Raw genomic sequence first — 24,632 nt, 5'->3', positions numbered from 1 at the left:
ATTCAAGCCCTCCTGAAACTTGTTCAGGAGGGCTTTTCCGTTTTGGTTGCTCCCATTTGTTCCAGGTCCTGGATATTCCAGTGCAGCCCGGTGATCTGCGGCGTATTCGTATCTGGCGCGGTCTGATAATCAGTGGCTGAACGACGAAAGGGCAGGCAGGATGAGCGAGCAGGTCGATTGCGTGGTGGTGGGGGCGGGCGTCGTGGGGCTGGCCGTGGCCAGGGCGCTGGCGTTGCAGGGCAGGGAAGTCATGGTGCTGGAGGCAGCTGAAGCCATTGGTACGGGCACCAGTTCGCGCAACAGCGAGGTCATCCATGCCGGCATCTACTATCCCCAGGGTTCGCTGAAGGCCCGGTTTTGCGTCGAAGGCCGCCAGCGTCTCTATGCCTATTGCGAGGAACGCGGCGTTGCCCACCAGCGTTGCGGCAAGCTCATCGTGGCAACGGATGAGGCGCAGCGCGGCCAGCTCCAGGCCATTGCGCGCAAGGCCGAGGCCAATGGCGTCAATGACCTGCGCTGGCTGGATGGCCCCGAGGCACGGGCCTTGGAGCCTGCGCTGCAGTGTGTGGCGGCACTGCATTCGCCCAGCACCGGCATCATCGACAGCCACGGCCTGATGCTGGCTCTGCGGGGCGATCTCGAAAACGCAGGCGGCATGGTGGTCTGCCATGCCGAGGTGCAGGAGGCCGCCGCCACGTCTGGCGGCGTGTGGCTGCGCACCGCCGACGGCACGCAACTGCAGGCGCGTAGCCTGGTCAATGCGGCAGGCCTGAATGCCCCGTTGCTGGCGGCGCGCCTGCAAGGCTTTCCGCAGCAGTTGGTTCCACGCGCCTTCTATGCCAAGGGCAACTATTTCACGCTGTCGGGGCGCGCGCCGTTCTCGCGCCTCATCTATCCCGTGCCCGAGGCTGCAGGTCTGGGCGTGCATCTCACCCTGGACATGGGTGGACAGGCCAAGTTCGGCCCCGATGTGCAGTGGGTGGAAAGCGCAAGCGATCTGCAGGTCGATCCAGCGCGCGCCGACGCCTTCTATGCAGAGATCCGCCGGTACTGGCCGGCCCTGGCCGATGGCGCGCTGGTGCCCGGCTACGCTGGCATCCGTCCCAAGATCAGCGGTCCTGGCGAGGCGGCGGCAGACTTCACGATCCAGGGACCGCAGGTCCATGGCGTTGCGGGCGTGGTGCAGTTGCTGGGCATCGAATCGCCGGGGCTGACCAGCTGCCTGGCCATCGGCGCACATGTGGCGAAGTTGCTGGCCTGATGGTCTGCCGGTCCACGACACACGGCCACGGCAGGCCTTGTCTGACAAGGCTCAGGCCCCCTCGCTTCCCGGAAGCCAGGGAACAATTGGATAAGATGCTTGCATGTAACAAGGGCCTGCCCATGTTGCGTGACAGGTATCGGGCGACATGATTGCCTGCTCCCCGCTGTATTTGTTTTCACCTCAATAGAAAGGCTCATCATGACGAAGTCGATCACTGAAACCGTCTCCACCGCGCAAGCCGATCTTGAAAAACTGGTCAGCGACCTGCGTGGCCTGCTGTCTGCCAAGGAGCTGGATGCCGTGCCGGAAATCCACATGCTGCGCCAGCGCATCGATGACGGCATGTCCAATGTGCGTGACTCGGCTGTGCGCGCCGCGCAGGAAGCGGCCCGCCAAGCTAAGGATGCCGCCTATGCGGCGGATCGCTATGCCCACGACGAGCCGTGGCGTGTGGCTGGCGCGGCCCTGGCTGTGGGCGCCTTGCTGGGCTTCATGCTGGGCCGTCGCTGATCAACGGCATGCCTGACCAGAAAAGGATGCCTGTGAACTGGATTTCCCTTCTGGGTTTGGATGCCTGGGTGGCGCGCTGGCGTGCTGCCGTGATCGAGCTGGCCATTGCCGCCGAGGACCGTACCGACCTGGCTCGGCTTGAATGGGTTCAGCACAAGCGCAGCATGCAGACCGTGGTCGTGCTGCTCATTGCGCTGGCCGGACTCAGCGTCGTGGTCATGCTCATGCTGTCCGTGGCGGTGCTGGTGCAGTTCTGGGACACCGAGCACCGCGTGATGGTGGCCTGGCTGCTGTTTGGCGGCTGGCTGGCTATCCTTGCAATTGCCTTGTGGCAGTTGCTTGCGGCCGTACGACGCCTGGCACGCCCTTTCATCCTCACCCGCAACGAGCTGAGCCAGGACTGGCAGGCGCTGAAGAAGAGGCTGTAACCATGGTCAATGCTTCCAATGCTTCCCAGTCCCGCGACGAGGTTGCGTCGCCCAGGCCCACGGGCCCCAATGCGGCGCTGTGGCCCACTTCCACCGTGGAGCAGCAGCAGGTGATGCAGCGCATTGCCCAGCAGCGCGAGCGCCTCAGGGCGCGCTCGGCGGCCGTGGCCCAGGCCCGGGCGCTGAGCCGTGCCGCCACACACGTGCGCCCGGATGCACCGCTGATCGAGCGCGTCGCAACGTTTGCGCGTCTGCACCCCGTGGCCGTGGGCGTGGCGGCTGCCGCTGCCTTGGTCATGGGGCCGCGCAAACTGATCCGCATCGGCACCACACTCATGCCTTTGCTGGCACGCCTTCAGCAGCGCAGGGGCTGAGATAAGGCCTTGCAAGGCTTCTTGCACAAAAAAACGCCCGGCATGCCGGGCGTTTTCTTTGGTCAGCACGCGGATAACGCGGCAGTCAACGCAGTTGCGCGATGGCCCGTGCGGCCTCTGGTACCAGGCAGGGGCCCCGATAGATCAGGCCGCTGTAGATCTGGACCACATCGGCGCCCGCCCGGATCTTGCTGACCGCATCTTCGCCGCTGAGAATGCCTCCCACGCCGATGATGGGGTAGCGGCTTCCCAGCGCAGAGCGCAGTTGGCGGATGACCTGGTTGCTGGCCTCCAGCACCGGCGCGCCGGAAAGGCCGCCCGTTTCTTCGGCGTGGAGCAGGCCCTTGACGGCATCCCGGCTGATCGTGGTGTTGGTGGCGATCACGCCGTCCATGCCGTGGCGCTGCAGCGTGGTGGCGATGACGCCGACCTGCTCCTCATCCAGGTCGGGTGCGATCTTCACGAACACCGGCGCCCGCTTGCCGTGCTGCGTGGCCAGTCGCTCGCGCCGCTCGGCAATCGCTCCCAGCAAGGCATCCAGCGCTTCGTCGCTTTGCAGGGCACGCAGATTCTTGGTGTTGGGCGAGCTGATGTTCACCGTCACGTAGTCGGCATGCGGGTAGACGCCATCGAGCGCCTTGAGGTAGTCGCTGGTGGCTTCTTCGATGGGCGTGCTGGCGTTCTTGCCGATGTTCAGCCCCAGCAGCATGGGCTTGCCCATGGCGCGGGCCTGTGAGCGCTTGACGTTGCTCAGGAAGGCATCGAGGCCTTCGTTGTTGAAGCCCAGTCGGTTGATCAGTGCATTGCGTTCGGGGATGCGGAACATGCGCGGCTTGGGGTTGCCGGGCTGCGCGCGCGGAGTCACGGTGCCTACCTCGACGAAGCCGAAGCCCATGGCGGCCAGCGCATCGATACAGCGTGCGTTCTTGTCCAGGCCTGCAGCCATGCCGACGCGATTGGGGAACCTGAGCCCGGCAAGCTCGACGGGATCACTCACCATGGGTTGGGCCCAGGCCTGCTGCAGGAGCGTGTTCTGCCCCTTTGCCATCAGGTTCATCGTGAGATCGTGGGCGGATTCGGGGTCCATGCCGAAGAGAAAGGGACGGGTCAGGGCGTAGGGGATCAAAGACATGGGGATAATCGAAGGATTACCTGGATTTTCCCTCATGACGACATCTGCTGCCTCTTTTTCCCAAGATGAACTCAAAGCCCTGGTCGGGCAAGCCGCTCTTGCCTACGTAGTGCCCGGCGAAATCGTCGGCGTCGGCACGGGCTCGACGGTCAACAAGTTCATCGATGCGCTGGCCACCATCAAGGACCAGATCCCTGGGGCCGTGTCCAGCTCCGTGGCCAGCACCGAGCGCCTGAAGGCGCTGGGCATCAAGGTGCTGGATGCCAACGAGGTGGACCGCCTGTCGGTATACATCGATGGCGCCGACGAGATCGACGGCCGGGGCTACATGGTCAAGGGCGGGGGCGCGGCACTGACGCGCGAGAAAATCGTTGCGGCGCTGGCCGAGCGCTTTGTCTGCATCGCCGATGCCTCCAAGCGCGTCGAGGTGCTGGGAGACTTTCCGCTGCCGGTGGAGGTGATTCCCATGGCTGCTGCCCAGATTGCCCGGCGTTTCGAGGCCAGGGGTGGCCGGGCCGAGATCCGCATGAAGGACGGCGCTCCTTTGGTGACGGACAACGGCCAGCACATTCTTGATGTGCGCGGCCTGAAGATTGCTGAGCCGCTGGCCTTTGAGTCCGAGGTCAACCAGTGGCCCGGCGTGGTCACCGTGGGCGTTTTTGCGCACCAGAAGGCATCGGTCTGCCTGCTGGGCACGCCTGAAGGCGTGCAGACGCTCGACTATTGAGGCAGGAACCCGGTCCTGGCCTCTCGGCTGCTAGCCGATGCTCTCGAACACCGCAGCGCCTGCGGTCCAGACGAGCAGGGCCATGCCACCGAGACACAGCGCGCGCAATGAAGCTTGCGTGCGCTGTTTTTTGATGCGCTGAATGAGCCAGGTGACGGCCGCCAGCCCGGCGTAGATGGCAAAGAAGCCAGCCGTCGTCATGTAGTAGGCCAGGCGGTTGAGACCGTTGCCCAGGCCTCCGTCATGCATGAACCACAGCGTGATCAGGCAGGGCACCAGCACCAGGCAGGTTAGCCGCAACGGCTCTCGCCACGAAGGCCTTGCCACCAGTACCCACCCGATGAGCGCAGGCAGGCCCACAAGAATGCCCAGCCTGGCCAAGGTCCAGGCCACGTCGGACAGCATGGAATCCACGGCCGGGCTCCTGACGGCGGCAGTGTCTGCCTAGAAGCTCAGGCCTGCGGGGTTGTCGCTGGTGCGTGCACCTGGCGCGGGGGCGGGTATGGGGGCGCGCCTGTTTGCCTGCTCCTCGGCGGTGGGTGCTGCGGCGGGCGCTGATGCGGCCGGTGCGGCAGGCTTGGGTGTGGTCAGGGGCTGCGCGGGTGGCCGCTTGTACTGGGCTGGCAGCTGGGAGCTTGCGGGGTAGCCTGCGGCATCCAGGTACTGCGTCCATTCGCTGGAGGAGAAGCCGGTCAGAAACTGCTTGCCGATGGTGGCAAACGGCAGTCCGGTCTGCCCGCTGAGCTTGTTCAGGGCTGCCGCGTCCGCCTCGGTCTGCACCAGGCGCTCGGCATAGGGGATGCCCCGGGACTGCAGCAACTGACGAGCGCTATCGCAGGGCGTGCAATCGGACGAGGAGTACAGCGTCACTGGAAAGCGGCTCGCAATCTGGCGCAGCGCATAGGGCAGGCCTGCGTTGCTGTCCGGGGCGCCCGCCACTGCCTGGGCGGCGGGCGCTGCCTGCTGCTGTGCGCTTGGGGCGGGGCGGTCCGAGAAGGTGACTTTTCCATCCGGCCCGACGATACGGTAGACCTGCTGTGCGGCGGCTGGCAGCGCGGCGGCAAGGCAGGCGAGGGCGAGGCATGGCATCAGGTGGCGCAGGGCGCCGTGGCCAAGGCTGGGAGAAGACTGCATGGACGATCTCGGTTTCGGAAGAAGGGTTTCGTGCCGGGGCGGCGACCACTCGCCGGATGGATGCCCGCACAGGAGTGCCTGCAAGCATAGCGTGCCATTCATCCTGGGCCATCTTCTGGAGTCGCAGGATGTGGCTGCGCGTCCGGTGGAGTTGCCGGGCCAGGAAAAAGCGCCCCATCGGGGCGCTGCAGACTTGGTTGCCAGGCTCAGGCCTCGGCCATGCCCTGGTGGCGCAATAGCGCGTCCAGCTGGGGTTCGCGGCCACGGAAGGCCTTGAACGACTCCATCGCCGGGCGGGATCCGCCGGCTTCAAGAATGGCCTCGCGGTAGCGGCGGCCTGTCTCGGGGTTGGGGGTTCCATCGGCCAGCATGGTTTCCTCGAAGGCCGCATAGGCATCCGCCGAGAGGACTTCGGCCCACTTGTAGCTGTAGTAGCCCGCTGCGTAGCCGCCTGCAAAGATGTGGCTGAAGGTATGGGCCGAGCGGCTGTAGGCGGGCGAGGGCAGCACGGCCACTTCGGCGCGAACCTGGGCCAGCAGCGGCATGATGTCGGCCTTCGGATCGTGCTCGGTGTGCAGCAGCATGTCGAACAGCGAGAACTCGATCTGGCGCAGCGTCTGCATGCCAGACTGGAAGTTCTTGGCCGCGATCATCTTGTCGTACAGTGCGCGCGGCAGTGGCTCGCCCGTGTCCACGTGGGCGGTCATGTGCTTGAGCACTTCCCACTCCCAGCAGAAGTTTTCCATGAACTGGCTCGGCAGTTCCACCGCGTCCCATTCCACGCCCGCGATGCCCGAGACATCGCGCTCGTTGACCTGGGTCAGCATGTGGTGCAGGCCATGGCCTGTCTCATGGAACAGCGTGATCACGTCATCGTGCGTGAGCAGGGCCGGCTTGCCGTCAACGCCGGTGGCAAAGTTGCAGACCAGGTGCGCGACCGGCGTCTGCAGCTTGTGGCTGTCGGGGCGCAGCCAGCGGGTGCGTACATCGTCCATCCAGGCGCCGCCGCGCTTGCCCGAACGTGCGGGCTGGTCCAGGTAGAACTGGCCGACCAGTTGGGGGCCTTGCGGCGTGCTGCGCTCGATGCGATAGAACTCGACAGCGGGGTGCCACACCGGCGCCACGTCGCGGCGGATGGCCACGTCGAACAGCGTCTCCACGATCTTGAACAGGCCGGCCAGCACCTTGGGGGCGGGGAAATATTGCTTGACCTCTTGCTCGCTGAAGGCATAGCGCGCTTCCTTGAGCTTTTCCGAGATATAGGCCCAGTCCCAGGGCTGGGGATCGGCCAGGCCAAGTTCCTTGCGTGCAAAGCTGCGCAGGTCGGCGACATCCTTTTCGGCATAGGGGCGGGCGCGGTGCGCGAGGTCACGCAGGAAGTCGATCACCTGCTGCGGCGAATGCGCCATCTTGGGAACCAGCGAGATCTCGCCGAAGTTGCGGTAGCCCAGCAGCTGCGCCTCTTCCTTGCGCAGGGCAAGTATTTCGGAAATGTTGGCCGTGTTGTCGAAGCGGCGGGCATCGCCCTCTGCCTGGTCGGAGGCGCGTGTCACATAGGCGCGGTAGAGCTTCTCGCGCAGCGCGCTGCTGGTGGCGAACTGCATCACGGGCAGGTAGCAGGGCATCTTCAGCGTGAGCTTGAAGCCTTGCTTGCCTTCGGCTTCGGCGGCGGCACGGGCGGCCTGGCACACGTCCTGGGGCACACCGTCCAACTCATCGGCCGTGGCGTAGTAGGCAAAGGCATCGGTGGCATCCAGCGCGTTCTCGCTGAACTTCTGCGTGAGTTCGGCCGAGCGTTCCTGAATCTTGGCAAAGCGCAGCTTGGCTTCACCCTGCAGCTCCGCGCCAGACAGCACGAAATTGCGCATGGCATGGTCCCATGCGGCGCGCTGCTCCACGTTGAGCGTGGCAGGGTCGATGGCCTTGTACTTGGCGTACAGCCGCTCGTCGGCGCCCAGGCGCGTCCAGAACTCGGTGACCTTGGGCAGGGATTCGTTGTAGGCAGCGCGCAGCTCGGGTGTGTCGGCCACGCTGTTGAGGTGGCTGACGGCGCCCCAGGCGGTTCCCAGCTTCTCGGTGGCGACATCGAGCACGGCGGAGATCGAATCCCAGCGCGCGGGGAAGTCAGGTGCCGTGACGGTCTCCAGGGCCTCGCAGGCCCCGGTCAGAAGATGGTCGATGGCCGGGCCGACGTCGGCGGGGCGGATGCGATCGAACAGGGGCAGGTCGGAGGATTCGAGGAGGGGATTGCTCATGCGTGTCAGATGCCGTCGGGTGCATTGAAATCAAGCGGCTCCCCGGGGAGCCGCCCGATGCTTGTCAGCTCCTGGTCAGCCGGCGGCGCGCTCGGCCGCCTCCATGGTGTTGACCAGCAGCATGGTAATCGTCATGGGGCCGACGCCGCCCGGCACGGGGGTGATGAAGCCGGCCACTTCCTTGACGCCGTCAAAGTCCACGTCGCCGCAGAGCTTGCCTTCGTCGTTGCGGTTCATGCCCACGTCGATGACCACGGCGCCAGGCTTGCACATGTCTGCGGTCAGCACATTGCGCTTGCCCACGGCGGCGACCACGATGTCGGCCTGGCGCGTCATGGCGGCCAGGTCCGCCGTGCCGCTGTGGCAGATGGTGACGGTGGCATTGGCGGCCAGCAGCATCATGGCCATGGGCTTGCCGACGATGTTGGAGCGGCCGATGACCACGGCGTGCTTGCCGCGCAGGTCCTTCATGCCGATGGATTCGAGCATCTTCATGCAGCCATAGGGCGTGCAGGCCTTGAAGCCGACTTCGCCCACCATCAGCGCGCCGGCGCTGGCCACGTGAAAGCCATCCACATCCTTGAGCGGCGAGATGGTCTCGATGACCTTGTGGTCGTCGATGTGTGCGGGCAGCGGCAGCTGGACCAGGATGCCGTGGATGCTGGGGTCGTTGTTCAGCGCCTCGACGCGGGCCAGCAGTTCGGCCTCGGTCATCGAGGCATCGTACTTCTCCAGCACCGAATGAAAGCCCGCGTCCTCGCAGGCCTTGACCTTGTTGCGCACATAGACCTGGGAGGCAGGGTTGTCGCCGACCAGGACCACGGCCAGGCCGGGCGTGGTCCCTCGGGCCTTCAGGGCAGTGGCGCGCTGTGCGACTTCGGCACGCAGTTGGCGGGAGAGGGCGTTGCCGTCGATGAGTTGGGCTGTCATTGCAGTGGATACCAAAATAAAAATGCTGCTAGGGCTTGTTGGTCAAGCGCTAGCAGCCCTTTGAAAAAAGCAGGGGATGGCGTCGGTGCTTATCCTGCGACGGCCGCCTTGGCCGCCGCAGCGGTCTGGCCCTGGCCCAGGGCGATCTTGAGCAGGTCGGCCACGGTGTTGGCGTTGAGCTTTTCCATGATGTTGGCGCGGTGCGCCTCCACGGTCTTGATGCTGATGCCCAGGTCGTCGGCGATCTGCTTGTTCAGGCGGCCGGCGACGATGCGCTCGAGCACCTGGGCTTCGCGGCTGGTCAGCTTGGCCAGCAGGGCGTCGCGGCTGGCGGCCTGCTGGTGGCCGGCAAAGGCTTCGCGGGCATGGTCCAGCATGCGCTCGACCAGGTTCAGCAGTTCTTCCTCGTTGAACGGCTTCTGGATGAAGTCCAGTGCGCCCTTCTTCATGGTGTTCACCGCCATGGGCACGTCGCCGTGGCCGGTGATGAAGACGATGGGCAGGGGAGACTTGCGTTCGATCAGGCGGTCCTGCAGTTCCAGGCCGGTCATGCCGCCCATGCGGATGTCGACGATGAGGCAGGCGATTTCGCGTGGGTCGTAGCGCGAGAGGAAGGTCTCGGCCGAGTCGAAGCAGCGCACACGATAGTCCTTGCCCTCCAACAACCATTGCAGCGAATCACGAACCGCTTCGTCGTCATCAACTACGTACACAGTGCCTTTTTTGGGGATCAAGCTCATGCAATCGTCCTTGTTGTGGGTTCAATGGTCGCTGCCGGCGTTGTCGCGTCGCCCGGCGGGGCCAGCGGCAGCCAGAATGAAAATCGGCAGCCGACAACCTCGGAACCATTGTAGAGGTTCTCGGCACGCATACGGCCCTGGTGGGACTCGACAATGCTGCGGCACAGATTCAGGCCCATGCCCATGCCTTCGCTCTTGGTGGTGAAGAAGGCCTCGAAGAGGCGCTCCAGCACCTCGGGCGGCAAGCCCTTGCCGGTGTCCTGCACGTTGAATTCGATGACGCGCTGGTCCTCGATGGTGCGCGGCACCACGCGCAGTTCCACGTTGCGCTGGTGGCTGGGTCGGCCCGATTGCTCGATGGATTCGGCGCCGTTCTTCATGAGGTTGACCAGCACCTGCTCGATGAGGATGGTGTCGGCCATGATGGCCGGCATGCGCTCGGCCACGTGGTAGGTCAGCTGTACGTTGCGGCGGCGCAGCTCGATGCCGGCCAGCTCCACCGCCTCGCTGACCATGTCGGTGACCTGGGCCAGGGTGCGGTTGGGTTCGCTGCGCTTGACGAAGGAGCGTATGCGCAAAATGATCTGGCCCGCGCGTTGTGCCTGGTGGGCGGTCTTCTCCAGCGCGAACTTCATTTGCTCCTCGGTCAGCGTGCCTTTTTCGAGGCGCGTGAGCATGCCGCTGCAGTAGTTGCTGATGGCGGTCAGCGGCTGGTTGAGTTCGTGGGCCACGCTGGAGGCCATCTCGCCCATGGTGATCAGGCGGCTGACGGACTGGGCGTGCTCGGCCTGGCGATCGGCCTGCTCCTCGGCCAGGCGGCGCGGCGTGATGTCGGTGGCGATCACCATTTGCGCCAGGCGTCCGTCCACCCAGCTCAGGTAGCGCGAGCGCACTTCCAGCCACTTGCCCAGTTCGGGCAGATAGATCTCGGCGTTCTCGCTGCGTGCGCTGGTCAGCGAGTCGGTGGGCAGGCCCATCAGGCCATCCTCATCGTCCATGCCCTGCGGCTGAGAGCGCACGGGCAGCACGCCGGCCTGGGCGACGAGCTGCAGATGGCCATCGGTCTGCGAGCCGAACCATTGCCGGTACAGCTTGTTGGCGAACAGCAGCTCGGCGCTGCCAAGCGGGGCGACGGACACCGAGGCGTCCAGCGCCTCCAGCACGATGGTGAAGCGCTCGTAGGAGGCCGACAACTGCTCGCGGATGCGGTTGGGCTCGGTGATGTCGGTCATGGACGACATCCAGCCCGTGTGCTGGCCGTGGGCGTCGATCAGCGGCGAGACATACAGGCGCGCGTCGAACTGCGTGCCGTTCTTGCGCTGCACGCGCACCTGAAAGCCCCCGACGATGGTCTTGCCCGACAGCTCCTCGCGCAGCTTGGAGTGCAGGTTGTCATAGTCGTTGTCGGGCCAGTAGGAATAGGGCGGCATCTGGCCGACGAGTTCGGATTCGCTCCATCCCGTCATCTGGCAGAAGGCGGCGTTCACGTAGGTGATGCGGCCTTGCAGGTCCAGCGCGCGCATGCCGGTGAGCACCGAGTTCTCCATGGCGCGGCGGAAATTGGTTTCGGCAACCAGGGCTTCCTGCGCGCGCTGGCGGCGTCGCGTGTGGCGCCAGGTGGCCAGCAGCAGCCATGCCGTCATCGCGCTGAGCGTGCCCACCAGCCAGAACAGGCCGCTGCCCACCACGCCCAGCGAGGTGCGGTAGGCCTGTGCGCGCAGCACCAGACTGTTGCCCACGGGGGCGACCGGAGCCTCGTCCTCATTGGCCACCGTGCGCCAGCGCAGCAGGTCTGTGGCATTTTGCTTGCGCGGCGTCAGCGGTGTGCCGGCCAGAACCTGGCCCCGGCTGTCGAGCATGGTCATGGCATAGCGGGCCATGATTTCGGTGGGCGTGCCGTAGCGCAGCAGGCTGTCCACGGAATACTCGCCCAGCAGCTCGCCGATGTAGCGGCCGTCCTGCGCCAGCGGCACATGCAGCTGCAGCAGCGGCGCGGCCTCGCCCTTGTGGGCCAGGCCTTGCACATAGATGGGCTGCTGCATCTCGCGCGCGAGCTGGTAGGCCTCCAGGGCGTCACCGGCGCGCAGTACCTCGCGGGGGATGCGCAACTGGTCGCTGCTCACGGTGGGGGCGGACTGGCTGGCCAGAATGCGGCGTTGGGAGTCGATCCAGGTGATGGACTGCAGTTCGGGATACTGGCTGATGAGCGCTTCGGCGCGGCTGGCGAAATCGGACTCGGCCAGATCGTGGTTGCTGATGTCGCGCGCCATGCGCATCAGTTGCTCCTGGCGCTCCAGCAGGCGCAGGCGCACGCGCTGCTGGGCATATTCCACGTCGCGGTGCAACGCTTCCTTCTCGCGGTCGATCTCCTCCATGCGCAGATACCAGAACGACGCGACGATGGCGGCCATGAACATCAGTACGGCGGCCAGCGGGGCGAGTGCCGCAAAGCGGTCCTGGCGCGTGGGGGAAAAACTGCGCCACCAGCTGCGCCACCAGCGCACTGGCGCGGCCACGCCCGCCATGGGGGCAGGGCTGTGCGTGCCGTGCTCGGAAGGGGAGGATTGCATGCGCCCAGTGTAGGGGAGAGTCTGACTGTTTTTAAGGAGTATTGGAGTCGCCACGCAGGCGCTTCGGCGACGTTCTTTGGGGTCTTCACTGTATGTGCGTTTGCAGCAAAATTTCAAATTATGAAATCAAAAAGCACCATTTGAAATTCGAAAAAAGTATGCGACACTCGCCGAGCATTGAGGCAGTGAATCGGTATCTTCAAGTTCGCCAGACAGGGTCTGTGCCGCGCAAGGCGTGGTGAACTACCCGCCTGCGATGGCGCGCTGCGCCGCTCACTGGTTCGACCCCAAGACGCTACCTTCTGCAAGGAGACATTCCCATGACAGCTCAGACTGACCCGCAAGGCAATGCAGGCGTTCCCGCCGGCCTGGACCAACAAGAATCGCGCGAATGGATGGACGCACTGTCGGCCGTCATCGACCGTGAAGGCGCCGAATATGCGCACAAGCTGATCGAGGACCTGCTCGAACATGCACGCCAGAACAGCGTGGACATGCCCTTCTCGGCCAACACCGGCTACGTGAACACCATCGAGGCCTCGCAGGAAGCGCGCTGTCCCGGCAACCTGGAAATCGAAGGCCGCCTGCGCGCCTACATGCGCTGGAACGCCATGGCCATGGTGGTCAAGGCCAACCGCCTGCACCCACCCGAAGGCGGTGACCTGGGTGGCCACATCGGCTCCTTCGCTTCGCTGGCCAACATGTTTGCGGCCGGCTTCAACCACTTCTGGCACGCCGAAAACGAAAACCACGGTGGCGACTGCCTGTACATCCAGGGCCACGTCTCGCCCGGCATCTATGCCCGCGCCTATCTGGAAGGCCGCATCTCCGAAGAGCAGCTGCTGAACTTCCGCCAGGAAGTGGACGGCAAGGGCCTGTCCAGCTACCCGCACCCCAAGCTGATGCCCGAGTTCTGGCAGTTCCCCACGGTGTCCATGGGCCTGGGCCCGCTGATGGCCATCTACCAGGCGCGCTTCCTCAAGTACCTGCACGCCCGCGGCATTGCCGACACCGAAAACCGCAAGGTCTGGGTCTTCTGCGGCGACGGGGAAATGGACGAGGTCGAGTCGCTGGGCGCGATCTCCCTGGCCGCCCGCGAAAAGCTGGACAACCTGATCTTCGTGATCAACTGCAACCTGCAGCGCCTGGACGGTCCGGTGCGCGGCAACGGCAAGATCATCCAGGAACTCGAGGGCGAGTTCCGCGGCTCCGGCTGGAACGTCATCAAGCTGCTGTGGGGCAAGGGCTGGGACGAGCTGCTGGCCAAGGACAAGGACGGCGTGCTCAAGAAGATCATGGCCGAGTGCAACGACGGTGACTACCAGTCGTTCAAGGCCAATGACGGCGCCTACGTGCGCAAGAACTTCTTCGGCCGCGATCCGCGCGCGCTGAAGATGGTCGAGCACATGAGCGACGACGAGATCTGGAACCTGCGCCGCGGCGGCCACGATTCGCAGAAGGTCTATGCGGCCTTCCATGCGGCCAACTCGCACAAGGGCCAGCCCACCGTGCTGCTGGTCAAGACCGTCAAGGGCTTCGGCATGGGCAAGATCGGTGAAGGCAAGAACACCGTTCACCAGACCAAGAAGCTGGGCGACGAGGACATCAAGGCCTTCCGCGACCGCTTCAACATCCCGATTCCCGACAGCCAGATCGCCGACCTGCCTTTCTACAAGCCGGCTGACGACACGCCGGAAATGCGCTACCTGCACGAGCGCCGCAAGGCCCTGGGCGGCTACCTGCCGCACCGCCGCGTCAAGGCCAGCGAGCAGTTCACGGCGCCTGCGCTGGACACCTTCAAGGCCATCCTCGAAGCCACGCCCGAAGGCCGTGAGATCTCGACCACGCAGGCCTATGTGCGATTCCTGACGCAGCTGCTGCGCGACAAGGAAATCGGCCCGCGCGTCGTGCCCATCCTGGTGGACGAGGCACGTACCTTCGGCATGGAAGGCCTGTTCCGCCAGATCGGCATCTACAACCCCGCTGGACAGCAGTACACCCCGGTCGACAAGGACCAGGTGATGTACTACCGCGAGGACAAGGCCGGCCAGATCCTGCAGGAAGGCATCAACGAAGCCGGCGGCATGAGCAGCTGGATCGCGGCAGCCACGAGCTACAGCACGAGCAACCGGATCATGATCCCGTTCTACGTGTACTACTCGATGTTCGGCTTCCAGCGCATCGGTGACCTGGCCTGGGCGGCCGGCGACATGCAGGCGCGCGGCTTCCTGCTGGGCGGCACCTCGGGCCGCACCACGCTGAACGGCGAAGGCCTGCAGCACGAAGACGGCCACAGCCACATCCTGGCCAACACCATTCCCAACTGCGTGAGCTACGACCCGACCTTCGCCCACGAAGTCGCCGTGATCATGCAGGACGGCCTGCGCCGCATGGTGCAGGAGCAGGAAAACGTCTTCTACTACATCACGCTGCTCAACGAGAACTACGCCATGCCCGGCCTCACGCCCGGCACCGAGCAGCAGATCATCAAGGGCATGTACCTGTGCAAGCCCGGCCAGAAGGTGCCGGAAAGCGGCCTGCGCGTGCAGCTGCTGGGATCGGGCACCATCCTGCGCGAATCCTTCTTCGCCCAGGAACTGCTGCTGGCCGACTGGGGCATTGCCGCCGACGTGTGGAGCTGCCCCAGCTTCAACGAACTCACCCGCGACGGCCAGGAAGCCGACCGCTGGAACCTGCTGCATCCGCTGGAAACGCAGAAGGTGCCATTCGTCACGCAGCAGCTGCAGTCGCACAATGGTCCGGTGATCGCATCCACCGACTACATGAAGGCCTACGCCGAGCAGATCCGCCCCTACATGCCCAAGGGCCGCACCTACAAGGTGCTGGGCACCGACGGCTTCGGCCGTTCGGACTTCCGCCGCAAGCTGCGCGAGCACTTCGAGGTGGACCGCCACTACATCGTGGTCGCCGCACTGCGCGCGCTGGCCGAAGAAGGCAAGATCAACGCCACCACCGTGGCCGAGGCGATCGCCAAGTACGGCATCAAGGCCGACAAGATCAACCCGCTGCACGCCTGAGTAAGAACGGGAGACACCTATGGCATTGGTAGACATTCAAGTTCCGGACATCGGCGATTTCGATGAAGTCGGTGTGATCGAAGTGCTGGTCAAGGCCGGCGACCAGATCAAGGCCGAGCAATCGCTGATCACCGTCGAGTCCGACAAGGCATCGATGGAGATTCCGTCCAGCCACGCCGGCGTGCTCAAGGAGCTGCGCGTGAACCTGGGCGACAAGGTCAGGCAAGGCAGCATCATTGCCGTGATCGAGACCGCAGACGCTGCGGCACCGGCACCGGCAGCTGCTGCCCCGGCTCCCGTGGCTGCGCCTGCATCTGCTGCGCCTGCATCTGCGCCGGCCGCTGCTCCCGCTGCCGCGCCTGCGGCCTCGGGCGCCGCCACGCAGATCGATATCAAGATTCCCGACATCGGCGACTTCAAGGACGTGGCCGTGATCGAGATGCTGGTCAAGGTCGGCGACACCGTGACGGCAGAGCAATCGCTGTTCACTGTCGAATCCGACAAGGCCTCGATGGAGATCCCCTCGCCCGCAGCGGGCACCATCACGGCGCTGACGCTCAAGATCGGCGACACGGTCAATGTGGGCGACGTGGTCGGCCAGATGAGCGTGCAGGGCGCTGCCGCGCCTGCAGCCCAGGCTGCGGCCCCGGCACCTGCTGCTGCAGCCCCTGCACCGGCAACTGCTGCCCCGGCCGCTGCAGCTCCGGTGGCTGCCGCTGCAGCATCGGCTCCTGCCGCTGCACCTGCACACAACCCCACCGTGGCGCCCACCGGCAAGCTGCCCCATGCATCGCCCTCCGTGCGCAAGTTCGCCCGCGAACTGGGTGTGCCGCTGGACGAGGTCAAGGGCTCGGGCAACAAGGGCCGCATCACGGCCGACGACATCCAGGCTTTCACCAAGTCCGTCATGGCCGGTGCCGTGCAGACCAAGGCCCAGGCTGCGGCGGCTCCCAAGGGCGGCTCCGGCGGCGGCGCCGGCCTGGACCTGCTGCCCTGGCCCAAGGTGGACTTCGCCAAGTTCGGCCCGGTCGAGCGCAAGGACCTGTCGCGCATCAAGAAGATCAGCGGCGCCAACCTGTCGCGCAACTGGGTCATGATCCCCCACGTCACCAACAACGACGAGGCCGACATCACCGACCTGGAAGCTTTCCGCGTCTCCACCAACAAGGAGAACGAGAAGAGCGGCGTCAAGGTGACCATGCTGGCCTTCGTGATCAAGGCGGTGGTCGCGGCGCTCAAGAAGTTCCCGGAGTTCAACGCCTCGCTGGACGGCGACACCCTGGTCTACAAGCAGTACTTCCACATCGGCTTCGCGGCAGACACGCCCAATGGCCTGGTGGTGCCCGTGCTGCGCGATGCCGACAAGAAGGGCATCCTGCAGATCAGCCAGGAAATGGGCGAGCTGGCCAAGAAGGCCCGCGACGGCAAGCTCGGCGCTGCCGACATGCAGGGCGGCTGCTTCTCGATCTCGTCGCTGGGCGGCATCGGCGGCACGAACTTCACCCCCATCATCAACGCCCCGGAAGTGGCCATCCTCGGCCTGTCCAAGGGCCAGATGAAGCCCGTGTGGGACGGCAAGCAGTTCGTGCCGCGCCTGACGCTGCCGCTGTCGCTGTCCTATGACCACCGCGTCATCGACGGTGCCTCGGCCGCGCGCTTCAACGCCTACCTGGGTCAGGTGCTGGCGGACTACCGCCGCATCCTGCTGTAAACGGAGGCCCGACACATGGCAATCATCGACATCAAGGTGCCCGACATCGGCGACTTCGCCGAAGTGGGCGTGATCGAACTGCTGGTCCAGCCCGGTGACACCGTCGCCAAGGATCAGTCTCTGATCACCGTGGAGTCCGACAAGGCCTCCATGGAGATTCCTTCCAGCCATGCCGGCGTGGTCAAGGAACTCAAGGTGCAGCTCGGCGACAAGGTCGCCGAGGGCTCCGTGGTCCTGACGCTGGAGGCTGCCGGCGAGGCGGCCACTGCGCCCCAGGCTGCCGCTGCGGCTCCTGCAGCCGCCAGCGCCGCGGCACCTGCCGTGCCGGCTCCAGCGGCCCCGGTCCCCGCTCCTGCGGCAGCCAGCTACGCTGGTGGCGCGGCCGACTATGACTGCGACGTGGTCGTGCTCGGCGGTGGCCCTGGCGGCTACTCTGCCGCCTTCCGCGCAGCCGACCTGGGCCTGAACGTGGTCATCGTCGAGCGCTACAAGACCCTCGGCGGCGTCTGCCTGAACGTGGGCTGCATTCCCTCGAAGGCGCTGCTGCACGTGGCGGCCGTCGTGGACGAGGTCAAGCACCTGGAAGTGGCAGGCGTCAAGTTCGGCGCGCCCGAGGTCAACATCGACCAGTTGCGCGGACACAAGGACAAGGTCATCGGCAAGCTGACCGGCGGCCTGGGCCAGATGGCCAAGATGCGCAAGGTCACCGTGGTGCGCGGCTACGGCAACTTCGTCGGTGCCAATCACCTTGAGGTGGAAGAGACCACGGGCGACGGCCAGGAAAAGACCGGCAGCAAGAAGATCGTGCAGTTCAAGCGCGCCATCATTGCCGCCGGCAGCCAGGCCGTGCACCTGCCCTTCATGCCCAAGGACCCGCGTGTGGTGGACTCCACCGGCGCGCTGGACCTGGCCAGCGTGCCCAAACGCATGCTGATCCTGGGTGGCGGCATCATCGGCCTGGAAATGGGCACCGTCTACTCCACGCTGGGCGCACGCCTGGACGTGGTGGAGATGATGGACGGCCTCATGCAGGGCGCCGACCGCGACCTGGTCAAGGTCTGGCAGAAGATGAACGCGCCGCGCTTCGACAACATCATGGTCAACACCAAGACCGTGGGTGCCGAAGCCACGCCCGAAGGCATCAAGGTCAGCTTCGCGCCCGCCAAGGACGGCATCACCGTGCCCGAGCCTCAGGTCTACGACCTGGTGCTGCAGGCCGTGGGCCGCACGCCCAACGGCAAGAAGATCGCCGCCGAGAAGGCCGGCGTGGCCGTCACGGACCGCGGTTTCATCGAAGTCGACATCCAGATGCGCACCAACGTGCCCCACATCTTCGCCATCGGCGACGTGGTGGGCCAGCCCATGCTGGCGCACAAGGCCGTGCACGAGGCCCATGTGGCCGCCGAAGTCATCGCCGGTGAACTGCAGGGCAACAAGGAGCTGGCCGCCAGCGCCTTCAATGCCCGCGTGATCCCCAGCGTGGCCTACACCGACCCGGAAGTGGCGTGGGTGGGCCTGACCGAGGACCAGGCCAAGGCCCAGGGCATCAAGGTCAAGAAGGGGGTCTTCCCCTGGACGGCATCGGGCCGCGCCATTGCCAATGGCCGCGACGAAGGCGTCACCAAGCTGCTGTTCGACGACAGCCCCGAGGCGCATGGCCATGGCCGCATCCTGGGCGGTGGCATCGTCGGCACGCATGCGGGCGACATGATCGGCGAGATCGCGCTGGCCATTGAAATGGGTGCCGACGCCGTGGACATCGGCAAGACCATCCATCCTCACCCCACGCTGGGCGAGAGCCTGGGCATGGCGGCCGAGGTGGCGCACGGCTCCTGCACGGACCTGCCGCCGCAGCGCAAGTAAGCGCAACGCCCGGCCTTCGGAACGGGCAAGGACACAAAGGCAGCTTCGGCTGCCTTTGTGCTTTGGGGGGTAGTACGGTTCGCAGGCCGGCTCAGGCCTGGGAGCGCAGCCACTGCAGTAACTGCGCGTGCACGCCATTCGGTGCAGGCGGGGCAGGGGACAGCAGGCAATAGCGCGATCCATCCTCCACAAAGCCCATGGGCGCCGCCAGCACGCCGCTGGCAATGTCGTCGCGCACCAGTTGCCAGGGGCCTATGGCCACGCCCATTCCGGCCACGGCAGCCTGGAGCGTGAAATAGAAATGTTCGAACTGCAGCTGCGGTCCCGAGGGCTGGGGCTGGCCGCTGTACTCGGCCCAGGTGGCCCAGGCGCCAGGGCGCGTGCGGCTTTGCAGCAAGGGCGCATCGGCGCGCAGCCTGGGCGTGTGCTCTTGCGCGTGGCGGTCGCACCATTGCGCCAGGCGATCGGGCCGGCAGACCGGGCCTATGCGCTCTGCGAACAGCGTTTCGGCATGGCAGCCTGCGGGAAGGGCGAAATCGTCGCGCCGTATGGCCAGGTCGATCCCGTCCGCAAACGAGAACGGGCCACCGCCGGCCACCAGGTGCAGTTGCAGCTCGGGATGCATTTGCTGGAACTGTGGCCAGCGCGGAATCAGCCAGCGCATCAGCAAGGTGGGTTCGCAGGACAGCACCCAGCGGCGCGCATGCCGCGCGCGTGCGCGCAACTCCTGCGTCGCCTGGCGCATGCGCTCCAGGCCTTCATGCACGGCCTGTGCGAGATGGCGCCCAGCGTCGGTCAGGAAGACGCGGCGGCTGCGGCGGTCAAACAGGGTCACGCCCAGATCGTCTTCCAGCAGGCGCACGGCCCGGCTGATGGCGCCGTGGGTCAGATGCAACTCTTCAGCCGCCTTGCTGAAGTTCTCCCGTCGGGCGGCTGCTTCGAAGCAGCGCAGGGCCTGCAACGACGGCAGCCGCTTGCTGGGAGTCTGTGAATTGAGTTCACTAACTGTGTCAGAAAACATCGTTATGTATTTTCATGGAAGGCCAATACTATCCCGCGTTGCACTGAGTCGAACGGAGAATGCATGACCGAATGGATAGCTGTAGTCACCATTACCTTGCTGGCCGTGATCAGCCCCGGGGCGGATTTCGCCATGGTCACGCGCAACAGCCTGCTGCGCTCGCGCCGCGCGGGCATGCTCACGGCGCTGGGCATAGGCCTGGGCGTGCTGGTCCATGTCGGCTATACCTTGCTTGGTGTGGGGTTGCTGATGCAGCAGTCCACCTGGCTGTTCGATGTGGTCAAGCTGCTGGGTGCAGCCTATCTGATCTATCTGGGCGTGACCATGCTGCGCAGCCGGCCGGACGGAGAAATGGCCAGCCAGCCGGCTGCCGTACTGTCCGACATGGCGGCGCTGCGCACGGGCTTTCTGACGAATGCGCTCAATCCCAAGACCACGGTGTTTGTGGTGAGCCTGTTCCTGCAGATCGTGGGGCAGGACACATCGCTGGCCACGCAACTGGCGTACGGCGGGTTCATCTCGCTGGCCCATGTGGGTTGGTTTTGCATCGTGGCGCTGTGCTTTTCCGCGCAGCGGGTTCGTGCCCGGCTGCTGGCCGTACGGCACTGGATAGACCGGGCCTTTGGCGGCATGTTGGTGGGCTTCGGTGTGTTGCTGGCCAGTGCCAAGCTGAGGCTGTGATGCCATGAAGGCCTGACAGGAATCGGTGGGGGAGGACGGGCGAAAGGCCGCAGCGCATGCGGCCTCTGCCCGGCATGCAAGGCCTGCGAGGTGCCATGGGGTGCCTCGCAGGCCAAGCTGTTTTTGGGGCAGCGGAAATGCCTGGCCGCGCAGCTGGAGCGCCTCACCTGGGCGTTCCAGTGCCATGGGCTATGTCGAATGCGCTGCCGATGCCCGCTGCCGCAAGCCGGTTGGTGGGCAGATGCCAGGGGCGCTGCTTGCGGGCGCCGCTTGGCCTATGCTTTCGATACTTCACACATCACCCACAGGGCGCACGGCATGGGCCCCCAGGAAACCGCATCCAATGGAAACAACAAGGCAGGGGGTGCATCCCTCATGGATCGTCGTGATGGCCGGCGTCAGCGCGGCCCTGCATGTAGGCAAGCTGCCGCCGGCCGTGCCGGTGCTGCAGCAGCAGCTGGGCGTGTCCCTGCTGCAGGCCGGCTTTCTGCTTTCCACCGTGCAGGTGGCCGGCATGCTGCTGGGCCTGGTGGTGGGCCTGGGGGCTGACCGCTGGGGACTGCGGCGCAGCATGCTGGCGGGCCTGCTGTTGATGGCGGGTGCCAGCGCACTGGGCGCCATCGCCACGGGTTTTGCACCGTTGCTGGCCCTGCGCGCCGTGGAAGGACTGGGCTTTCTGCTGGTCGCCATGCCGGGGCCAGGCCTGATTCGCCGCTGCGTGGCGCCGCACGATCTGAGCGCGCGCATGGGCTGGTGGGGCACCTACATGCCGCTGGGCAGTGCCATCGGCTTGCTGCTGGGTCCCTGGGTGATGGCCTGGGCTTCCTGGCCGCTGTGGTGGCTGCTTCTGGGGCTGGTCTCTGCCCTGGCTTGCGCCGCCGTGTGGTACGGCGTGCCGGCAGACGGCCCGAAGGCACCCGTTGGCACGTCGGCGGCTGGCGGGGGGTGGCGTCCGCGCCTGGCGCTGACTTTGCGCAGCCCTGGCCCCTGGTGCGTGGCGCTGGGCTTTGCCGTGTATTCGGGACAGTGGATGGCCGTCATCGGCTTTCTTCCCACGGTCTATGCCGAGGCGGGCCTGGGAGCGGCGTTGTCGGGCACGCTGACGGCCGTGGTGGCGCTGGCCAACATGGTGGGCAATGTGGCATCGGGCCGTCTGCTGCAAGGCGGCTGGAGCGCCTCGCGGGCGCTGCGCCTGGGCTTCGGCTGCATGGCGTTGTGCGCGCTGCTGGCCTATGTGCAATGGCAAGGCCAGCCGTTGGCACCTTTGTGGCTGCGATTTGCTGCGGTAGTTGTGTTCTCGGCAGCGGGGGGACTGATTCCGGGCACGCTGTTTTCCATGGCCGTGCGGCTTGCCCCCGATGAGTCCACTGTTTCGACCACGGTGGGCTTCATGCAGCAATGGTCCAGCGTGGGCCAGTTTGCAGGGCCGCCTCTGGTCGCGGCCGTGGCAGTGCAGGCGGGCGGATGGCAGTGGACCTGGGTGGTGACGGCGGCCATGTGCGCCATCGGCTGGTGGCTGGCCGGCGCCATTGCCCGCATCAGCGCGGCGCCTGCAAGGCAGCGCGAACGCGCTGCCGCCTGATCACGCGTCGCGCGAACCTGTGAGCGCCTTCAGGGCCTCTTCCATCTGTCGTGCGTGGTCCAGCGCGGGCAGCCAGGCCTCAGGCAGCGGCTGGGTGGGCGCCTGGGGGGCCGAGGCGGCCAACCTGCCCAGGGCGTCGTCGGGCTGCAGGGCCACCACGTTGCCATTGGCGGCCAGTTGCCGGCAGGCTTCGATCAGCCATTCACAGTGCAGGACGATGGCGCGCGGCATGAGGCCGCTGTCATGCGACATTCCGCGCACCAGGCTTTCGCCCAGCAGCAGCGCGCTGGCGTACAGGCGCACGGCATGGCGGTCGTAGCGCGCCGTGACGGTCTGCAGTGCCGCGCCACCCAGGCGTCCGCGCACGGACCAGCGGCTGGCGCTTTGCGCCTCCGCCATGGCGGTGCGCAGCGCGCTCAGCGCATCGCTGCTGCGCGTGAGCTGGCCCAGTGCCACGGTGGCGTCGGGTGTGTCGTGGGTGGCGGTGGCACGCAGCGTGGCGTCCAGCCCGTCGGCCAGCTGGCCCAGCAACGCGCTTGCCGAACGTGATACGGCACGCAGCGGATTGGCCGTGAAGATGACCTGGCTGAACATCAGGCCCACGCCTGCGCCGACCAGCACGTCGACCAGCCGGGTTTCGCCCGCCGCGCTGGGCCCCATGCTGAGGACCAGCACCACGGAAACGCCGGCCTGTATCGGAACCACAGGCGGCTGCCCCAGCATGGCGGCCAGCGACAGCGCGACCAACGAGGCCAGGCTCAGCCGCAGCAGGGGAATGGTATCGGGCAGCAGCCAGGCCAGTTCGCCGACGATGATGCCGATGGCGCAGCCCAGCACCAGGCCCCAGGTTTGCTTGAGATGGCTGGGCAGGCCGGGCGCCAGGCAGACCAGGGCGGTGACGGCGGCAAAGACGGGTCTGGGGTGGCCCAGCAGGTAGTGGGACAGTTCCCAGGCCAGCATGGCGCCCAGCGAGGCGGCGATGGCATCGCGCAGCGCCAGCCGCAGGCGGCCTGGCGCCGCGGCCATGCCGCTCTTGAGTGGTCCAGTGGTTGTTTTTGCTTTTGATTTTCGCCAGCGCACGAAGATGGTCCCTCCAGCTTGCGAAATCCAGGTTCGCAAATGCCCAAAAGCATAGCGGCCGATGCAGGGCAGGAGTGCAGGAAAGAGGCTTCTTGCTTGTAAGAAAGCAGCCCGTGCGAGGCGTGTTCAGCCGTGCCTGAGCAGGCCTTCGATGAAGCTCCATTCCTCGGGCGTGACCGGCGTGATCGACAGCCGATTGCCCTTTTGCAGCACACGCATCTGCGCCAGTTCAGGATGCGCGCGCAGCTCGGCAATCTGCAGCGTGCGTGTCTTGCGCAGCGCCTGCACGTCCAGCGTGAGCCAGCGCGGCTTGTCGGGAGAAGACTTGGGGTCGTAGTACGGGCTGGCCGGGTCGAACTGCGAGGCGTCGGTGCGCAGATTGCCGGCAATGCGGGCGATGCCGTAGATACCGGGCTCGGCACAGCTGGAATGCCAGTACAGCACCCCGTCGCCGACCTGCATGGCATCACGCATGAAGTTGCGCGCCTGGTAGTTGCGCACCCCGTCCCAGGCAATGGTGGCCTGCCGCGCGGCCAGCGCATGGTCTATGGAGTATTCGTCGGGCTCGTTCTTCATGAGCCAGAACTGGCGGGCGGAGGGTGTGGGGGCTGCAGTCATGCAACGATTGTGGCAAATCCCCGGACGCCGTGGCGGCGTTCTGCGCGCGGCGGCAGGAGTGTGTCAGGGGCTGGACAATGGCCTTCAGCCGGGCGCCTTTCCCATGCCCGCGAACCACAGGAATCCTGCATGTCCGACCGCTCCACCTATGTCCCGCCCGCCGTATGGCAGCCTGCGCCCTCGGGCGGCACCTTCGCCAACATCAACCGCCCGGTCGCCGGGCCGACCCACGACAAGACACTGCCGGTGGGGCAGCAGCCTCTGCAGCTGTATTCGCTGGCCACGCCCAACGGCGTGAAGGTCACCATCATGCTGGAGGAGCTGCTGGCGCTGGGCCATGGCGGCGCCGAGTACGACGCCTGGCTGATCCGCATCAGCGATGGCGACCAGTTCTCCAGCGGCTTTGTCGAGGTCAACCCCAATTCCAAGATTCCCGCGCTGGTGGACCGCAGCGTGGAGCCGCCGGTGCGCGTGTTCGAGTCGGGCTCCATCCTGCTGTACCTGGCCGAGAAGTTTGGCGCGCTGCTGCCTGCCGAGCCCGCTGCACGCACCGAGACGCTGAACTGGCTGTTCTGGCAGATGGGATCGGCGCCTTACCTGGGCGGCGGCTTCGGTCATTTCTATGCCTATGCTCCCGAAAAATTCGAGTACCCGATCAACCGGTTCACCATGGAAACCAAGCGCCAGCTGGACGTGCTCAATCGCCAGCTGGCCGAGCACGCCTTCATTGCGGGAGAGCACTACAGCATTGCCGACATCGCCATCTGGCCCTGGTATGGCGCACTGGTGCTCAACGAGGTGTACGGCGCGGCCGAGTTCCTGGCGGCCCATGAGTACACGCATGTGATGCGCTGGGCCCGCGAGATTGCCCAACGGCCGGCGGTGGTGCGCGGCCGCCGCGTCAATCGCACCTGGGGAGACGAGGCTACCCAGGTGCCGGAGCGCCACCGCGCCTCGGACCTGGGCTGATCGCC

At 65.8% G+C, this 24,632-nt stretch carries 21 protein-coding genes; 11 read left to right on the top strand and 10 right to left on the bottom strand.

Annotated elements, in window-relative coordinates; genetic code table 11:
* Positions 1-160 precede the first annotated feature (160 nt).
* The 4 genes from DTS01S_RS14285 (at position 161) to DTS01S_RS14270 (ending at position 2,576) form a co-directional block, all read left to right on the top strand.
* Complete coding sequence (locus tag DTS01S_RS14285) at positions 161-1,261, top strand: NAD(P)/FAD-dependent oxidoreductase (protein WP_061287928.1); 1,101 nt, start codon at positions 161-163, stop codon at positions 1,259-1,261.
* 201 nt (positions 1,262-1,462) lie between these two features.
* Positions 1,463-1,774, top strand: coding sequence for a DUF883 domain-containing protein (locus DTS01S_RS14280; RefSeq protein ID WP_016447117.1), 312 nt, complete (start codon positions 1,463-1,465; stop codon positions 1,772-1,774).
* 8 nt (positions 1,775-1,782) lie between these two features.
* Positions 1,783-2,202 carry a phage holin family protein gene (locus DTS01S_RS14275; protein WP_016447116.1) on the top strand — a complete coding sequence of 140 codons (420 nt, stop codon included), beginning with the start codon at positions 1,783-1,785 and terminating at the stop codon, positions 2,200-2,202.
* Between the two features lie 2 nt (positions 2,203-2,204).
* Positions 2,205-2,576, top strand: a complete 372-nt coding sequence (locus tag DTS01S_RS14270) for a hypothetical protein (protein WP_017405841.1) — start codon at positions 2,205-2,207, stop codon at positions 2,574-2,576.
* Between the two features lie 85 nt (positions 2,577-2,661).
* Here DTS01S_RS14270 and DTS01S_RS14265 read toward each other — a convergent pair whose 3' ends face one another.
* On the bottom strand, positions 2,662-3,708 hold the full coding sequence (locus tag DTS01S_RS14265; RefSeq protein WP_026062502.1) for a quinone-dependent dihydroorotate dehydrogenase: 1,047 nt from the start codon (positions 3,706-3,708) through the stop codon (positions 2,662-2,664).
* A gap of 34 nt (positions 3,709-3,742) precedes the next feature.
* On the opposite strand from DTS01S_RS14265, the gene rpiA reads away from it, so the two are divergent.
* The gene (rpiA, locus tag DTS01S_RS14260; protein ID WP_026062503.1) at positions 3,743-4,435 is read left to right on the top strand and encodes a ribose-5-phosphate isomerase RpiA; all 693 of its coding nucleotides are present in this window, start codon (positions 3,743-3,745) and stop codon (positions 4,433-4,435) included.
* Between the two features lie 30 nt (positions 4,436-4,465).
* Here the strand turns inward: rpiA and DTS01S_RS14255 are convergent, their stop codons facing one another.
* From DTS01S_RS14255 to DTS01S_RS14230, 6 genes are all read right to left on the bottom strand, one after another.
* Positions 4,466-4,840, bottom strand: a complete 375-nt coding sequence (locus DTS01S_RS14255; RefSeq protein ID WP_223275203.1) for a hypothetical protein — start codon at positions 4,838-4,840, stop codon at positions 4,466-4,468.
* Positions 4,841-4,879: 39 nt separating this feature from the next.
* The gene (locus DTS01S_RS14250) at positions 4,880-5,569 is read right to left on the bottom strand and encodes a glutaredoxin family protein (protein ID WP_017405845.1); all 690 of its coding nucleotides are present in this window, start codon (positions 5,567-5,569) and stop codon (positions 4,880-4,882) included.
* Positions 5,570-5,775: 206 nt separating this feature from the next.
* A complete protein-coding gene (locus tag DTS01S_RS14245) occupies positions 5,776-7,824 on the bottom strand; it encodes a M3 family metallopeptidase (protein WP_017405846.1) in 2,049 nt (682 codons plus the stop codon).
* Between the two features lie 75 nt (positions 7,825-7,899).
* On the bottom strand, positions 7,900-8,754 hold the full coding sequence (gene folD, locus DTS01S_RS14240; RefSeq protein WP_012205808.1) for a bifunctional methylenetetrahydrofolate dehydrogenase/methenyltetrahydrofolate cyclohydrolase FolD: 855 nt from the start codon (positions 8,752-8,754) through the stop codon (positions 7,900-7,902).
* Between the two features lie 89 nt (positions 8,755-8,843).
* Complete coding sequence (locus DTS01S_RS14235; RefSeq protein WP_012205807.1) at positions 8,844-9,494, bottom strand: response regulator transcription factor; 651 nt, start codon at positions 9,492-9,494, stop codon at positions 8,844-8,846.
* Positions 9,491-12,064: a PAS domain-containing sensor histidine kinase gene (locus DTS01S_RS14230; protein WP_061287927.1), complete on the bottom strand. Its 2,574-nt coding sequence runs from the start codon at positions 12,062-12,064 to the stop codon at positions 9,491-9,493. The genes DTS01S_RS14235 and DTS01S_RS14230 overlap by 4 nt, the downstream gene beginning before the upstream one ends.
* Before the next feature lie 320 nt (positions 12,065-12,384).
* Between DTS01S_RS14230 and aceE the strand changes: the two genes are divergently transcribed.
* From aceE to lpdA, 3 genes are read left to right on the top strand one after another with little or no spacing between them, the layout of a single operon-like run.
* The gene (aceE, locus tag DTS01S_RS14225) at positions 12,385-15,102 is read left to right on the top strand and encodes a pyruvate dehydrogenase (acetyl-transferring), homodimeric type (protein WP_016447107.1); all 2,718 of its coding nucleotides are present in this window, start codon (positions 12,385-12,387) and stop codon (positions 15,100-15,102) included.
* Between the two features lie 19 nt (positions 15,103-15,121).
* Positions 15,122-16,813 carry a dihydrolipoyllysine-residue acetyltransferase gene (gene aceF / locus DTS01S_RS14220; RefSeq protein WP_061287926.1) on the top strand — a complete coding sequence of 564 codons (1,692 nt, stop codon included), beginning with the start codon at positions 15,122-15,124 and terminating at the stop codon, positions 16,811-16,813.
* Between the two features lie 15 nt (positions 16,814-16,828).
* Complete coding sequence (lpdA, locus tag DTS01S_RS14215) at positions 16,829-18,676, top strand: dihydrolipoyl dehydrogenase (RefSeq protein ID WP_016447105.1); 1,848 nt, start codon at positions 16,829-16,831, stop codon at positions 18,674-18,676.
* Positions 18,677-18,767: 91 nt separating this feature from the next.
* Here lpdA and DTS01S_RS14210 read toward each other — a convergent pair whose 3' ends face one another.
* Positions 18,768-19,697: a LysR family transcriptional regulator gene (locus tag DTS01S_RS14210; protein WP_026062505.1), complete on the bottom strand. Its 930-nt coding sequence runs from the start codon at positions 19,695-19,697 to the stop codon at positions 18,768-18,770.
* Between the two features lie 63 nt (positions 19,698-19,760).
* On the opposite strand from DTS01S_RS14210, the gene DTS01S_RS14205 reads away from it, so the two are divergent.
* Together DTS01S_RS14205 and DTS01S_RS14200 are read left to right on the top strand one after the other, a co-directional pair.
* Entirely contained in the window at positions 19,761-20,378 is a 618-nt protein-coding gene (locus DTS01S_RS14205; RefSeq protein ID WP_026062506.1) for a LysE family translocator, read from the top strand.
* Positions 20,379-20,721: 343 nt separating this feature from the next.
* Positions 20,722-21,960 (top strand): MFS transporter, encoded by a 1,239-nt coding sequence (locus tag DTS01S_RS14200; RefSeq protein ID WP_016447102.1) that lies wholly within the window; start codon positions 20,722-20,724, stop codon positions 21,958-21,960.
* On the opposite strand, the gene DTS01S_RS14195 is transcribed toward DTS01S_RS14200, so the two are convergent.
* Positions 21,961-22,986 carry an FUSC family protein gene (locus DTS01S_RS14195; protein ID WP_017405853.1) on the bottom strand — a complete coding sequence of 342 codons (1,026 nt, stop codon included), beginning with the start codon at positions 22,984-22,986 and terminating at the stop codon, positions 21,961-21,963. It abuts the gene before it with no gap.
* Positions 22,987-23,166: 180 nt separating this feature from the next.
* A complete protein-coding gene (locus DTS01S_RS14190) occupies positions 23,167-23,658 on the bottom strand; it encodes an EVE domain-containing protein (RefSeq protein WP_017405854.1) in 492 nt (163 codons plus the stop codon).
* A 129-nt stretch (positions 23,659-23,787) separates the two neighbouring features.
* On the opposite strand from DTS01S_RS14190, the gene yghU reads away from it, so the two are divergent.
* A complete protein-coding gene (yghU, locus tag DTS01S_RS14185; protein WP_016447099.1) occupies positions 23,788-24,627 on the top strand; it encodes a glutathione-dependent disulfide-bond oxidoreductase in 840 nt (279 codons plus the stop codon).
* Positions 24,628-24,632 lie beyond the last annotated feature (5 nt).

Source organism: Delftia tsuruhatensis NBRC 16741 (assembly GCF_001571325.1).
GTDB classification, from domain to species: domain Bacteria; phylum Pseudomonadota; class Gammaproteobacteria; order Burkholderiales; family Burkholderiaceae_C; genus Comamonas; species Comamonas tsuruhatensis.
This window is presented reverse-complemented; position numbering and strand designations above follow the sequence as displayed.